10 protein-coding genes and 1 tRNA gene are annotated in these 14,103 nt (G+C 37.7%); 1 reads left to right on the top strand and 10 read right to left on the bottom strand.

The features are described 5' to 3' along the window. Position 1: 1 nt before the first annotated feature. The 7 genes from eda to H5120_RS05620 all read right to left on the bottom strand — a co-directional run bounded on the left by eda (position 2) and on the right by H5120_RS05620 (position 9,022). Positions 2 to 619 carry a bifunctional 4-hydroxy-2-oxoglutarate aldolase/2-dehydro-3-deoxy-phosphogluconate aldolase gene (gene eda, locus H5120_RS05590; protein ID WP_002962275.1) on the bottom strand — a complete coding sequence of 206 codons (618 nt, stop codon included), beginning with the start codon at positions 617 to 619 and terminating at the stop codon, positions 2 to 4. Positions 620 to 848: 229 nt separating this feature from the next. Continuing rightward, positions 849 to 1,781: a sugar kinase gene (locus H5120_RS05595; protein WP_182673841.1), complete on the bottom strand. Its 933-nt coding sequence runs from the start codon at positions 1,779 to 1,781 to the stop codon at positions 849 to 851. Positions 1,782 to 1,855: 74 nt separating this feature from the next. Beyond that, positions 1,856 to 3,163, bottom strand: coding sequence for an MFS transporter (locus H5120_RS05600; protein WP_002962964.1), 1,308 nt, complete (start codon positions 3,161 to 3,163; stop codon positions 1,856 to 1,858). 2 nt (positions 3,164 to 3,165) lie between these two features. Further along, entirely contained in the window at positions 3,166 to 3,510 is a 345-nt protein-coding gene (locus H5120_RS05605) for a cupin domain-containing protein (protein WP_002962963.1), read from the bottom strand. A gap of 5 nt (positions 3,511 to 3,515) precedes the next feature. Beyond that, on the bottom strand, positions 3,516 to 5,732 hold the full coding sequence (locus H5120_RS05610; RefSeq protein WP_182673842.1) for a heparinase II/III family protein: 2,217 nt from the start codon (positions 5,730 to 5,732) through the stop codon (positions 3,516 to 3,518). Between the two features lie 5 nt (positions 5,733 to 5,737). Then, positions 5,738 to 7,996, bottom strand: coding sequence for a polysaccharide lyase 6 family protein (locus H5120_RS05615; RefSeq protein ID WP_165724343.1), 2,259 nt, complete (start codon positions 7,994 to 7,996; stop codon positions 5,738 to 5,740). A 147-nt stretch (positions 7,997 to 8,143) separates the two neighbouring features. Continuing rightward, on the bottom strand, positions 8,144 to 9,022 hold the full coding sequence (locus H5120_RS05620; RefSeq protein ID WP_002962960.1) for an NAD(P)-dependent oxidoreductase: 879 nt from the start codon (positions 9,020 to 9,022) through the stop codon (positions 8,144 to 8,146). A 624-nt stretch (positions 9,023 to 9,646) separates the two neighbouring features. On the opposite strand from H5120_RS05620, the gene gloA reads away from it, so the two are divergent. Continuing rightward, positions 9,647 to 10,048: a lactoylglutathione lyase gene (gene gloA / locus H5120_RS05625; protein WP_024594782.1), complete on the top strand. Its 402-nt coding sequence runs from the start codon at positions 9,647 to 9,649 to the stop codon at positions 10,046 to 10,048. 284 nt (positions 10,049 to 10,332) lie between these two features. Here the strand turns inward: gloA and H5120_RS05630 are convergent, their stop codons facing one another. The 3 genes from H5120_RS05630 to H5120_RS05640 form a co-directional block, all read right to left on the bottom strand. After that, on the bottom strand, positions 10,333 to 10,599 hold the full coding sequence (locus H5120_RS05630) for a DksA/TraR family C4-type zinc finger protein (protein ID WP_024591534.1): 267 nt from the start codon (positions 10,597 to 10,599) through the stop codon (positions 10,333 to 10,335). A gap of 243 nt (positions 10,600 to 10,842) precedes the next feature. Then, on the bottom strand, positions 10,843 to 13,710 hold the full coding sequence (locus H5120_RS05635; protein ID WP_182673843.1) for a pitrilysin family protein: 2,868 nt from the start codon (positions 13,708 to 13,710) through the stop codon (positions 10,843 to 10,845). 282 nt (positions 13,711 to 13,992) lie between these two features. Continuing rightward, positions 13,993 to 14,068, bottom strand: a tRNA-Glu gene (locus H5120_RS05640). Between the last annotated feature and the right edge of the window lie 35 nt (positions 14,069 to 14,103).

A 14,103-nucleotide genomic window follows, 5' to 3' on the forward strand; every position in this document is an offset into this window, starting at 1 on the left:
TCTATTTTAAAGCCTGGATACAAGAATCAGTAATTGCTTGCCAATTTTCTTGTTCAACCCATTCTTTTTTCGCTATCCAAGTACCGCCAACGGCGAATACATTATTTAAAGAAAGATAGTCCATTTTGTTACTTTCGCTAACGCCACCTGTAGGACAAAAGCTGACTGCTCTAAATACTGACGACACAGCTGACACAAAAGGAGCGCCACCAGCAAGCGATGCTGGGAATAATTTTTGCTCTTCAAAGCCATACTCAAGCGCCATTAAAATATCACCGGTGTTTGATACACCAGGAAGTACCGGCACATTACATTTAGCAAGTGCTTCAAGTAACGCAGGAGACACCGCTGGGGTTACAATAAAATCAGAACCCGCTTCAAGTGCTTGCTCCAAAATATCAGTATTGATGACTGTCCCTGCACCTACTTTTAGCTCAGGCACCTGTGCTTTAATAGCTTTTAATGCCTCTATTGATGCCTCTGTTCTTAGCACTACTTCAACTAAAGTAAGCCCAGCATTGGCCATAGCTTTCGCTATTTGAACACCTTGCTCTGGAGTATCTGCTTGAATTATAGGTAGCAGTGTTTGTCCTGCCATAAGTTCAGAAAAGCGAGTCATAACGTTGTTCCTTTATAAAAAGTAATGCGGCCGAGGTATGGCGGCCTTTAATGTTTGATTATTATGTTATACCAATTGCATTAAATTAATGAGTTATTATAGCGACAAGAAAATAGCTCAATAACAAGGCTAAAATTATGATACATAGTTACTCTATATAAATAATTTTTAACGTAGTTAGTGAGTTATTTAATACGCTAAGGTGATCATGTTTTTAATAAAATTGGTATCACATGCCAGCTTCAGCCATTGCTAGCTGAAATATATCTTTTGGAGCAATAGCACCTGGTTGCTGTATAACAGTCCCTGCCGCTTTTGCAGCAAGTTGTACAGCACTTGAAATTGATTTATCAGATAAACGTGCACCTAAGTAAACACCGTTAAAGGCATCGCCTGCTGATGTTGTATCTACAACGTTTTTGACCGGTACAATAGTGTGGCTTTGAAGCGTATCGCCCTCTTTTGTCACTACCGATTCAGGGCCATTTTTAACAATAATTTCTCCAATTTGGTAAGGCTTTAAATATTCAACAACTGCTTCTACGCTATGAACGCCATAAAGTGTTGTTAAATCTTCAACGCCTGGTAGGGTAATATCTGCAAACGTAAAGGCTAAATGATATTGCTCTTTTGTTTCCTCTACACTATTCCACAAACGTGCTCTATAGTTAGGATCAAAAACGATTTTAACCCCAGCATCTTTAAGCTGCTTTACAACTTTCCAAAAGTCTTCACGTGCACTTTCTTCAATTATTGCTAATGAAATTCCTGAAAAGAAAAACATATCACCTTGGCTAAGCTGCTCGAGTGCATCAGCATCTAAAAAATCAACAACCTTTTTAGCTGCAGAATCATTGCGCCAATAAATAAAGCTACGCTCACCATGCTCATCAGTTTCTATGTAGTACATACCAGGTACTTTGGTGTCGTGAGCAAATACAAGTTGCGTATTTATTTGTTCACTCTCAAAGCGTTCTAGCATTTTTTTACTTAAATTATCTTGACCTAAAGCCGTAACAACCGAAGTAGTAACCTGCGGGAAGCAACGTTTTAAATACACTGCAGAATTATAAACATCGCCTGCAAATGATTGGTGCAGTGTTGCCGCGCTCATAGCTCTAAGCTCGACCATGCATTCACCGATAAAGTAAATATTTTTCATCTTGGAAGTTACCCTATGTAGTTAACTGCTATGCACATATACAAAATATGTTGGCATAGCAGTTATTATCTAGATTATTGAGGCTTTTTAAGAGGTTCTATTTTTGGAATTAAAATCCAAACAGCTGCCATTGCAATGATGGCTAAAGAAGCACCAATTACAAATGCTGGTGTGTAGTTACCATCAGCAGTAAGAAAAGGTACTAGCGATGTAAGACCTACAGCACCAAGCTTTGCCGCCATACCAGAAAAACCTGATAATGTACCCACTGCTTTTTTACCTAACAAATCACTTGGTAGTGTTTGCACGTTACCAATTGCAGTTTGAAAACCAAATAAGATAACAGCCATAATTAGTACCGCTGTTGTTGGTCCGCCTGGATTTGCCATTGCAAGTAGTGCTGGTAACATAATTAAACAACCCAGCGTAATAGTAAGCTTACGTGTTTTATCTGTATTCCAACCTGCTTTGAGTCGATTTTGAGCCAATAAACCACCAAACCAAGCACCAAACATAGCGCCAACATAAGGTACCCAACCGTATATACCAATAGATTTAACATCCATACCGTATACTTCATTTAGGTAAATAGGTATCCAAAAAACAAATAACCACCAAATTGGGTCAATTGCGGCAGAGGCAATGATTACACCCCAGCTTTGCTTACGAGAAAGTAACTCAGCAGTTGTAGGGTTATATTCCTCTTCGTCTTCACCAGTTACATCACCGTTGTCATCAACACGTCTTTGACCCGTTAAGATATATTCACGTTCTTCGGCAGTCAGCCAAGGATGTGAGCTAGGCGGTGCTTTAACTAAAATTAACCATGGAACTAACCAAAGGAAACCTAATGCACCAACAAAAACAAACACCATTTGCCAGCTAAAGTAGATAGTTAAATAAGCAATTAAAGGAATAGCAATAATGCCGCCAATTGCGGCGCCAGAGTTAAAAATACCCTGTGCTAAAGCACGTTCTTTAGTAGGGAACCATTCTGCGTTACCTTTAGCTGCACCAGGCCAGTTACCGGCTTCTGCTACACCTAAGATTGCGCGAAAAATACTAAGACTAAGTACACCTTGTGCAAATGCATGCGCAACGGTTGCAATAGACCAAACACCTATTGATAGTACAAAACCGAAGCGTGTGCCCACCCAGTCAAATATTTTACCAAAGATTGCCTGACCAAATGCATAAGCAAATACAAACACAATAGAAATATTAGCGTATATTTGTTTGCGTTCTAGCGCTGATTCATCAGGAAATAAATCTTCAACAATGTCCGGCCAAAGCACACTAAGTGCTTGGCGGTCGATATAGTTAATAATGGTAGCTAGCGCTATTAGCGCTATAACCCACCAACGTAAGCCTTTAAGTTGCATAATTAATCCTCAAGAAAGTCTTCACGCGCTGGGCTAAAAGTATCAATCAGGATTCCGCCTGTTGGGCAGGTAGCTCCATGATCAGCAAATGGTGGGATTAAGCAGCTATCACCCGGTTTTAAGATTTTAGTTACGCCATCAATGTTAAAGTGAAACTCACCTTCAACAACATACGTTACTTGAGAATGTCTGTGAGCATGGTTATAACCAATAGCCCCTTTCTCAAACCAAATTTTAACAGCCATTAGCTCTTCGTTATAACCTAGCATTTGACGTTTTAGACCATTTCCTAAGTCTTCTATTTCGGTCTCGTTACCAAATGAAAAGTTTGCGCTTTGCTTTTGCATCCTATTTACTCCTGATTATTGTTCATCATATAAACGCCTAATCGGCCATTTAAAGTGAACTCTTTATTTTGATAATTGAATGTGTTTTTAGCTGATGTTTGTGCTTTATTAATAGCCACTAAATATGAGTTGCCTTTAATATCAAGTTCAACAAGTGTTAAATCGCCCTGCTGACTATATTCAAGCTTTGTAACTCGACTAACAGCTTCTAGGGTATATTCTTTACTTGGGTTGTACTCACCATGTGGCTCTAATACAGATATAAATTTATGATGCTTTTGACCCTCAACACGACGAATAAAACCGTTTTCGTTGCGTAAGTTAAAATCAGGGTCGTTTGCGCCTATTTGAGTAAACAAGAAAGACTCATCACCTTTAACCAAACTCGTTTGCGTATAAAAGCGACCATTTTCGTTTAACCACGTTACTTTAGCTAAACCACTTTGAGGTTGCGCTTGAGCTTTAAGCCATAAATGTTGGTAGCCATTTTTAGTACCTAGCGCAGACAGCTGCGTTGCATTTGCTTTTAGCTCAAAGCTGGTATCGATAAGCTGACCTTTATAATGCAAAGGCAGGTCAAGCTGATGCGCTTTATTTGCAACAACATCAAATATATCAAGTGCAACTGTGCTTTGTAGTTCAGGTAAGTTAATAAGTGCAAGCGTACGCTCAAGATCAACGCCTTTATAAGCTGTGCTTATTTCGCCGCTTGAAACCGTGCCGTATTCATTCGTTTCGAAAAAGTTAAGTGCAGGGTAATTACTATTTCCTACTTCAACATTTGCATTAAAATGCGTTGTTTCGTCAACCACTACCGTATTGTGCGCAACAGTGTGTTTAGCGTAAGTTTCGTTTTCAGGTAAATAACGACCGCCGTATTTAGCTTCTACATTTAAAAAACGTGCTGCGCCATAATCAGATACAATTTCATTTCCGTGGTCGTAAAACTGCCATGTTAATTTATCAAAATGACCATGGCCCAAACCTTGTGCAGCAGGTTTAAACAGTAGCGCTTGATCGCCACCTACCTGCGTTCTCATTACAACTAGAGCACCTTGTTTACCGTCATTACCATCACCGAAGGCAACGGATTTATACGAATAAGGTTTTGCCATGTTGTTATCAAGTGCTTGAGCTACTTTTAGCCCATCACCAGAGAGAATTATTTGGTCTTGTTGCTTAGCAATATCTAAATAACCTGCATCGCTGGTTAAGCCATACGCTGCCGTTACCCCATTTACTAACTCAATGGTATCGATGCCTTTACTTTTTATTGCATCGTTAATTGGGAAGAACAAACCGTTGTAGCTAAGTTGAATCGTTGTATCAATCGCTTTTAATAATATGCCATCGCGATATTCAAAGATTTTTCGTTGTGGTTCGTTGTTTTCAATCGCTTTAGCAAACGTTACAAATGGTAATAGTGCAAAGCGTTGATAGTAAGGACCTTCGTTATAGTAACCTTGTGGTGAAAACAGCATCTCTAGCTGCTTAATAAAGCCACCCTTACCCGACTTTTCTAAATCGTATAATGATTTTTCTACCCACTCAGGTTCGCCTAATACATACCCTGCCATGCCAACACCCGCTGTTGCCCATGTTCCATGGTTATGTACTTTATTAAATGTAGACGGTTGGCCTACAGATGTGAACAACGAAACAGGACGGAGTAAGTCATTCTCGATTGTTTTAATATTATCGGCATTTAACGAGTCATAAATTAGATCATAAGCTTGTATTGTGTACACAAGCCACATTGCTTCATTTAGGCTTTGCCAAAAAAACTTACCTGGATTTTGCGAGTCCATTTTACGTTTTGGATGCAGACCAAGCGTTGGGTATAATTTTGCATACTCAAGCAACATATCACGTACATAGTTTGCGTATTTATCATCTTGGCTTAATTGATAAATAATGCCCGCGTTGTACATAAGTTGATAATTTTTCTTATGGCGCTCATGTGTATAACCACCACCGCCATCTTTTGGAACGGGTACAGTGATAGGCTTTGCAATTTGTTCATCTACTTGCGCTTTTAGCGATTCAAACGCAGTAGCAAACTTTGTGCTACCGTTGCTACTAATTGCTTGGCGCATTTGCTTAACATCATCAGTAGTAATCACTAAGTTTGGGTGCGCTGCATGCGCCCCCAGTGATGTAAGTAATGTAATTGCAGCTACAGCAGCTATTTTAAAACGTGTTTGGCATTTTAATAAGTACATAGTATTTACCCTGCCTTATTTAAAATGTTGTTATTTTTTAATACTGCCGTGTGTGGGCCTTTAACTCTTAACTCTTTAACATTTGGTGCTTTAGTTGCATCAAATGTATTGCCTGAGATTTCAGTTTTAGGCTCGCCTACTGTGTGCTCTACAACAATAGGAGCAGATTTAACAAATTTATTATCTTTAATATTAGTAACCTGAACACCGTGAACATAAATGCTCGCTTGCTCTTTGTTACGCTTACCAAGGCCAACGTTATTAAGCGTGTTATTTGTCATTTCAAAATGAGGACCAAATGTGCTTTCATCAGTGCCACCACGGTAAAGCTTAAGTACACCGCCTTCTACATCATTAAATGTATTATTATTGACAATAACGTATTCCGCGTTATAAACACCTAAGTCTTCAATTTCAGTATTTAGACGTAAAATGTCACCTGTTACTGTATTAAAGGTATTACCTGTAACAATAATTTCGTCAGCCATTGCACCTTTACCAGTGATAAAGAAATGGAATGAATGATTAATATCTAAAGCATTTAACTCTGAGTTGATCATTACAAAGCGGTAATTATCAACCATACCCCATTTTTGCGTTCGAACAATGCTGTTACCTATTGCATCTGGCGCGTTTTCACCTGAAATTGATAAACCATCTAGTTTTAAGCTGCCGCCATCATGTATTTCAAACAAGGTAGAGCGTTGAAAAGTAAGTTTAGCCTTTGCGCTCTGCTTTGCTTTAATTGTCAACGTTTTATCAATTTTAACCAGTTTAGACACATCATACTGGCCAGGCGCTAGTTCTAGAACATCGCCCGACTCTGCATTATCAATAGCATCTAGTAATGCACTTACATCAGCTTTAACAGAATGTGTCTTACCAGAATCAAAATCAACTAAAGCAGGTACTTTTGCATACCAACTAACACCGGTATCTTCTTTTTTAAGTACTTTTAAATCGCGCTTTGCACCTACATTTAAACTTTTAGATGTTGGGTAAAGTAGACCATTACTTGCTTTTTCCAGCGTGATTTTATCTTTTTTTACACCGTACGTTAGCTCAGAAAGCACTTTTGTATCTGCAATGTTGTTACTTAATACTAACCCACTTACATCGTCGAATGTTGTAAATGGCTGTTCACCATTTTGGTTTATGATTAAGTTGTTTTTCATTACGCTATTTTTTGGGGCTGCGCTACGCTCAGCATCGCTACCTGCAGCAAGTTGAATATGACGCACATTTATAAATGTGTTGTTTTCAATCGTCGCATTTTCTACTTGGTGATAACGATTAATAGATGAATTTGGTACGCCGTTCATCACAGTAAAACCACTGCCAAAACGATAGCCTGTTAGGCCTTGTAGGTAGTTATTTCTTACAATTTGATCTTTATTGATAACGCGGATACCACCTGTGTGATCAACACCATTACCAATGAAGATATTTTCTTCTATAAGATTGCCATTACCATGGCGCAGCGTTAATGTACCGCGCGCTTCATAAAATACGTTATTACGAAGGATGTTTTTACCTGATTTAACCGAAACAATTTCGACTTCACCATTGGTACGTTCAAAGTAATTATTTTCAACCAATGTATGCGAATCAGTTAGTGAGTAATGGCTTGTGCCAATACGCAGGGTTTCACCACCGTTAGAACCAAAAGTAGGACGGTAGCCAAAATAGTTGTTATCTATACGATGATAGTTTTCCTGGCTTGCTTTAGTGTTTAAACGAACAGCAACTGTCACACCTTTATTTCGTTTGCCAACTAAATGACTATGATCAAAGCGGTTATGTTGTCCATATAAGGCAACCCAATAATCAGACTCTCGCTTGTCTGGATTACTGTAATTATCGATTACTGTTTGAGTAACGCGTGAATTGTAGGCTAATTCATTTTTATTTTTACGAAATTCTATTACAGCTGAGCTCGGTGTGTAGCCGTCTTTAAATACTAAACCAGAAGCTTCAAGGTATTTACCTGCAAGTCTTAGGTTAGATTGACCTGATAGAATTACTTTTCCGTTAGTTTCAGCGGTTAATATAATAGGAGAGTTTTTTGTACCTTGGCCTTCAAGTAAAATTTCGAAGTCAGACCAAGTACCATTTTTAAGTACTACTTTGTCGCCAGCAACTAGATTAGCTGCGATATCATTAAAAGCTTGTTTATTTTCTATAAAATAATCTTTGGCCGCTACTTGTGTGGATATGCAACCGATGAGAACTAGACTAAGCTTTATTGTATTAATCAAACGCATAGTTAACTCTTTTTCGTTGTGACTGAAAGTAGTGCTTCATCAGAATTAAAAAAAGCTGACATTACACAAAGACTTTAGTCAATTGGTGTCATGTGTGTTAAAGCGCTTTAAGTTAAAGCTCAAAGCGCTCAATAAGGTCGAGAAGTATTACTTTTCTAACTTTTTGAAGTAATCAAAAATTTCAGGAACGTTACCTTGACCCATACCAGCGTCAAACGCTGCTTGTAGGTTAGCTGATGAACCTTCAGCAATTTTTGATTCAGTACCTAGGTCTTCTACCATTTGTAGGAAGTAGCCTAAATCTTTGTTTGCATTAGCAATCGAGAAACCCAGGTCGCTAACATTATCAACTGCATAATTTTTACAAAATTGCATAAACGGTGAGTTAGATGGGCCAGTCGACATAATGTCGAAAAGTTGTTGACGGTCAACACCAGCAAGCTCTGCCACTGCAAATGCTTGTGACATAGCACATACTGTCGTCATGCCCATGAAGTTGTTGATAAGCTTAGTTGTGTGACCTGCACCTAGCTCGCCAAGATGGAAAACGTTTTCACCTTGATCTTCCAGTACTGGTTTAACTTTATTGAATGTATCAATATCGCCTGCAGCCATAATGTTTAAAAGACCGTCTTTAGCATGTGCTGGTGTACGACCTAGTGGCGCGTCGATCATGCCTGCGCCTTTAGCTGCTAAATCAGCACCAATTTTTTTAGTAGATGATGGGATAGAAGTACCAAAATCAACTAATACTGCACCTTCTTTAATACCCGCTAGGATACCGTCTTCTGCGTAAACAATTTTTTCTACAACGGCAGACGTTGTAAGACAAAACATAACAATATCTGAACCTTCAGCTAGCTCTTTTGCAGTGCTTGCTGTTTTTGCGCCTCTAGCAACACATGCTGCAACCGCATCTTTGCTAAGGTCCATAACAATTAGCTCATAGCCTTTGTTTTGTAAATTTTCGGCCATGTTGCCGCCCATTAAGCCTAAGCCGATGAAACCGATGACTGGTTTTGACATGAATAACTCCTAAATATGTGGCGCATACTTTTATAAGAACAAGTAAAATTTACTCTATAAATACGCTGTGTCTTTTGTTTCAATTTGTAGAGTAACTTTAAGCTTGAGTTATTTATAAATTAACCTGTGCAAAACGTAACTCTGATTAATTACCAATACATTGTATTCACTCAAACCAAGCAACTTACCAATTGGTATGCAAAAACTGTATTACCATACGACTTTTTTGTCAACCAATAAGTTAACCAAGCAAACGCCATATTTTTACAAATCACACAATAATAAATTTAATAATCTATAAAAACAGATAGTTACATAGCAATGACACAATTAAGCAAAGGTTAACTTTTGTTGAACAATCAGTAACTTTTTCATACTAATAGGTTGACCAATAATTGAGTACTGGTTATTTAAATATCCAAAATTTAATAAAATGATTCATTAATTGGTAATTTATAAAGGTCGAACTCAAACTGTTTTAAGCCCACTCTCATATTAAGGTTGTGATTTATATATAATGCCTACATATATGGCTAATACATATAACCCCCCTAAAACGCGCTTAATAATAGCGCTTAATTAAAAATATCCTTAACTTTGAATAAATAACTAAAGGAACTAAAAATGCGTTTATTACATACTATGCTTCGTGTAGCCGATTTGGATAAATCAATTGCTTTTTATACTGAAATATTAGGTATGAAAGAATTACGCAGAGCTGATAACAGTGAATACAGATACACTCTTGCCTTTGTTGGATATGGCGACGAAGCAGATAACACAGTATTAGAGCTAACTTATAACTGGGACGAGGATAGCTACGACCTAGGTAATGGGTATGGTCATATTGCTATTGAATTTGATGATATTTACAAAGCATGTGCAGATATTAAAGCTGCTGGTGGCAATGTAAGCCGTGAACCAGGGCCTGTAAAAGGCGGTACTACTGAAATTGCTTTTGTAAAAGACCCAGATGGCTATGCAATTGAGTTAATTCAGAAAAAAGAAGACATGAGTAAATTTTAAATTACTTAACAACCAATTCAAGTAATAACAATTTGCTTAATGCCAATCTGCTTATATATGGGGTCTATTTAACGTTAAGAAAATTACGCTAGAACTAGGCAAAAATTTTTTTATTTAGTTGTTCTAAATAAAAAATTTTTAACTACGTTATAGTGCAATTTAATTCGTTAGATTGATCAAAGATTTATGCTGGTTGGTATAACTATGGAGGGTTTAATTTTATATATTATTCAAATGGTTATGCAGATTGGTATTAAATAAAAGGTGCTTTGCAGCACCTTTTTTTAACGCAACTGACTATCTTTACTACCACGCCTATTAAACGATTTAGCGCTAGCATCATTACCTTCTATTGCAGCTTGGCATGCAACACAGTAGCGAACTCCTGGTAGCGCGAGCCTTCGTGCTTGTGGGATTTTTTCATCGCACTCGTCACATAGCTCAGCACTTGCACCAGATATTAAATTGCTTCTTGCATACTGTACGGCGTCGTTAACACTTGCATCAATTTGATCTTGAATTGCACCGTCTCGTGCCCACCCACTTGCCATAAATCCTCCTAATAAAGTTGGATGTCTAAATTTATGCTACCAAATTGAATCTTTATAAGTACTGAATAATAAAGCTAGGAATGGGGTGTTATTTGAAGGTTTAAACTACAAAATTATATTTTATATCTAAAAAAAGACGCTGTAGTTGTTCCTTGTAATCTACTTTCGAAAAGATCAACACTCTAAAATCAGGCAAAAAAAAGCAGCTAAAAAAGCTGCTTTGTAATTCTAATTATTTAAATGTTAAAGACTGTAGTCAACAACCTTCATACCTAATTTTTCAAGCTCTGGGCGAAGTGTTTTAGCATCACCCACTACTAAATAAATCATATCTTTAGTGTTTAAGTGTTTTTTAGCTAAGGCGTTAACTTCTTCTTTGCTAATATTGCTAACAATCTCATTTCTTTCTTTTACAAAGCTAGGTTTTAAATCGAACTCTAATATTTGTGCTAAAAAGCCAAGTTTTGCATTAGGCGTTTCGTATTTAAGCGCATCTTTTTGATTGATAGCTTTACGCATAAACATAAGCTCTTCATCAGTGACACCGTTTTGAGCATAGTTATTAAGCTCATTAGTAAACTCTGTAATAGACGCTGCAGTAGAGTCGGCTCTCACCGCTGCAGAAGCTGTAAAGCCGCCTGATGTTTTATCACCCCAAAAACGAGAGCGAGCACCGTAAGTGTAGCCTTTATCTTCTCGTAAATTTAGATTGATACGGCTGTTAAACGTGCCACCAAATGCAAAGTTCATTAAGTTAGCTTTAAAAAACTCACCAGTAATGTCTTCAACCATATCGCGTTTACCAATACGAATTTCTGATTGAGGGGCACCTGGTTTATCTACAAGATAAATGACATTAGTTTCTACTTTAGGTTCACTGAAATCAACCGCTACTGGGCTCGATTTACCTTGCCAGTTTGCAAGTGTAGCTTTAACCTTTGGCTCAATTTTTGACTCTTTTAAATCAGAAACAATAATGACTTGCGCGCCCTGTGGTTTAAAGTTTGCGTTATAAAAAGCTTTAACGTCATCTAATGTAATAGCCTCAATACTATTAAGCGTTCCAGTACTTGGAAGTGCAGCTATATTGTCGCCATATAGTAATTTGCTGTATGTATTAGATGCTAAATACCCTGCATCCTTCATTGAATGTTGAATATTTTGAATGATTTGCTTTTTATTACGCTCAAAGTCATCGGCATTAAATGCTGGTTTAAATAATTTCTCTTCAACAAGCTTTAGCGTTGCATCTACATTTTTGGTTAAGCTAGAAACATACACATTTGTATGTGTTTTATCTGAGTAGATACTTACCTGGCTACCCAGTTTTTCAAGCGCGTTACTCATTTGCTCTGTAGTGTAGTTTTGCGTTGACTCGCTCATTAACGATGCAGTCATTGACGATAAACCCACTTTACTAGCTTGCTCATTATACAAGCCACCCGGAACTTTAATGAAAATAGCGGTGGTTGGCGTTTCTGTACTTTGCGTACCTAATATTTTAATACCGTTTTCGGTCTTAGTTTGCCAAAGAGAAGGAACATCAACAGCAGGATTTGCGCCGGCTACAGGGTGAACACTTCGATCAAATGTATCAACAGCTCTTCGTGCCACTAAATCATCAGCTGAAGTTGTAGATGGACCTCCAAAATCATGCGCTTTAGGCGTAAAGTTGTCTGGGGCAGCTATAAGTTGAGTTTGACCTTCTGGCACAACACTCATAATAACGGCAGATTTACCTTTGATATATTGATTAAAAACACGCATAACATCAGCTTTTGTAACTTTGTTATAACGTGAAATCTCATCTTTAGCTGAGTTTGGGTTACCTGTAAACGTTTCAGATGCGGCTAGTTGAGAGACTTTTCCTGATACGCTTTGCAGACCAAAAATTGCACCTGACTCTATTTTAGCTTTTACTTTATCTAAATCATCTTGTGTAACACCACGCTCTTCAAATTCAACAAATGAATCACGAATGATTTTTTCCATATCAGCTAACGTTTTCCCTGCTGTAGGATTTGGTAAAGCATAAAGACTAATTGAACACGCTAACTCTTGGCATGGATGATTTGCACTTGCTTGAACAGCAAGTTGAGTTTTAACTAGGTTTTTGTATAGTAGTGAATTATTACCTCCACCTAATATTTCAGCAAGTATATCAAGAGGTGCTTCATCTTCAGAGCGAGCGTAAGTCGTTGGGAAACTCATACTTAATAAAGGTAAGTGAACCTTATCTTCCATTGAAATATATCTATCGGCATTTAGTGTTACCGCTGTTTTTTCAACTTTAGGTATTTCAGGGCCTTTTGGGATTGGTGCAAAGTATTTAGTAACTAATGGCAGTATTTCATTAGCGCTGATGTCACCACCAATGGTAAGCGTTGCATTATTTGGTCCGTACCATTTTAAAAAGAATGCTTTTAAATCATTTACATTTACGCGATTTAAATCGTCCATAAAACCAATTACAGGCCATGAATATGGATGGCCGTCTGGATACATCGCTTGAGCAACACGTTCACCTAAACGACCATAAGGGCGATTATCAACACGTTGGCCGCGCTCGTTTTTTACTGTTTCGCGTTGTACTTCAAATTTTTCTTGGGTTACAGCATCGAGTAAAAAACCCATTCGATCAGCTTCTAGCCACAACATTTTTTCTAATTGATTTACAGGTACTGTTTCAAAATAGTTTGTTCTATCTGAGTTAGTTGTACCATTTAAAGTACCGCCTGCTTCAGATATTATTTTAAAATGTTCCTCATCAGCAACATTTTCTGAACCTTGAAACATCATATGCTCAAAAAAGTGAGCAAAGCCTGACTTACCCAACTCTTCGCGAGCAGAACCAACGTGGTATGTTACATCAACGTGTACTAAGGGATCTGAATGATCCTCATGCACAATTACAGTTAAACCGTTATCTAGTTTATATTTTTTATACGGTATGTTGATTTCACCTGCATTAGATTTCACTGATTCAATAAGTGTAACGCCAGGAATTGATGTTTCTGTAACAATATTTTTATCAACAGCTTGAGTTGAGCTATTACATGCAGCCAACCCTGATGCAAGTAAAACAGCAAGTGCAATTTTTGTGAGTTTCATTTTTTAGTCCATATTTAAATTAACTCAATGAGTTTAAAGACTAATTAAAAGTACAACAAGGAATATGGAGCGATTATGGGTTTGGTTTTGTAACAAAGTGTAAATAGATTGATATAAAAATGAGGTATAAATGAGGGTATTAATTTGTGGTTTTATTCTAATAACACTGCACTTTCCTATCTAAGTAGTAAATGACATATCTAAGAGATTGGTACTCTTGATAACGTCGTGCATAGAGAGTGCGGTGTCACACTGCTTTACACAATACTTAAAATAAGTAAGTGGCGTCCCCAAGGGGATTCGAACCCCTGTTACCGCCGTGAAAGGGCGGTGTCCTAGGCCTCTAGACGATGGGGACACATAAATGTGTCACTAGGACAACTGAATTTTTAG

The sequence above is a fragment of the Pseudoalteromonas sp. SR43-2 genome (genome assembly GCF_014163885.1).
In the GTDB taxonomy this organism is placed as follows: Bacteria; Pseudomonadota; Gammaproteobacteria; order Enterobacterales; family Alteromonadaceae; genus Pseudoalteromonas; species Pseudoalteromonas distincta.

What these genes read in the sequence shown, in the direction of transcription:
- eda (WP_002962275.1), bottom strand. Translation starts at nt 619, where the DNA reads ATGACTCGCTTTTCTGAACTTATGGCAGGACAAACACTGCTACCTATA.
- H5120_RS05595 (WP_182673841.1), bottom strand. Translation starts at nt 1,781, where the DNA reads ATGAAAAATATTTACTTTATCGGTGAATGCATGGTCGAGCTTAGAGCT.
- H5120_RS05600 (WP_002962964.1), bottom strand. Translation starts at nt 3,163, where the DNA reads ATGCAACTTAAAGGCTTACGTTGGTGGGTTATAGCGCTAATAGCGCTA.
- H5120_RS05605 (WP_002962963.1), bottom strand. Translation starts at nt 3,510, where the DNA reads ATGCAAAAGCAAAGCGCAAACTTTTCATTTGGTAACGAGACCGAAATA.
- H5120_RS05610 (WP_182673842.1), bottom strand. Translation starts at nt 5,732, where the DNA reads ATGTACTTATTAAAATGCCAAACACGTTTTAAAATAGCTGCTGTAGCT.
- H5120_RS05615 (WP_165724343.1), bottom strand. Translation starts at nt 7,996, where the DNA reads ATGCGTTTGATTAATACAATAAAGCTTAGTCTAGTTCTCATCGGTTGC.
- H5120_RS05620 (WP_002962960.1), bottom strand. Translation starts at nt 9,022, where the DNA reads ATGTCAAAACCAGTCATCGGTTTCATCGGCTTAGGCTTAATGGGCGGC.
- gloA (WP_024594782.1), top strand. Translation starts at nt 9,647, where the DNA reads ATGCGTTTATTACATACTATGCTTCGTGTAGCCGATTTGGATAAATCA.
- H5120_RS05630 (WP_024591534.1), bottom strand. Translation starts at nt 10,599, where the DNA reads ATGGCAAGTGGGTGGGCACGAGACGGTGCAATTCAAGATCAAATTGAT.
- H5120_RS05635 (WP_182673843.1), bottom strand. Translation starts at nt 13,710, where the DNA reads ATGAAACTCACAAAAATTGCACTTGCTGTTTTACTTGCATCAGGGTTG.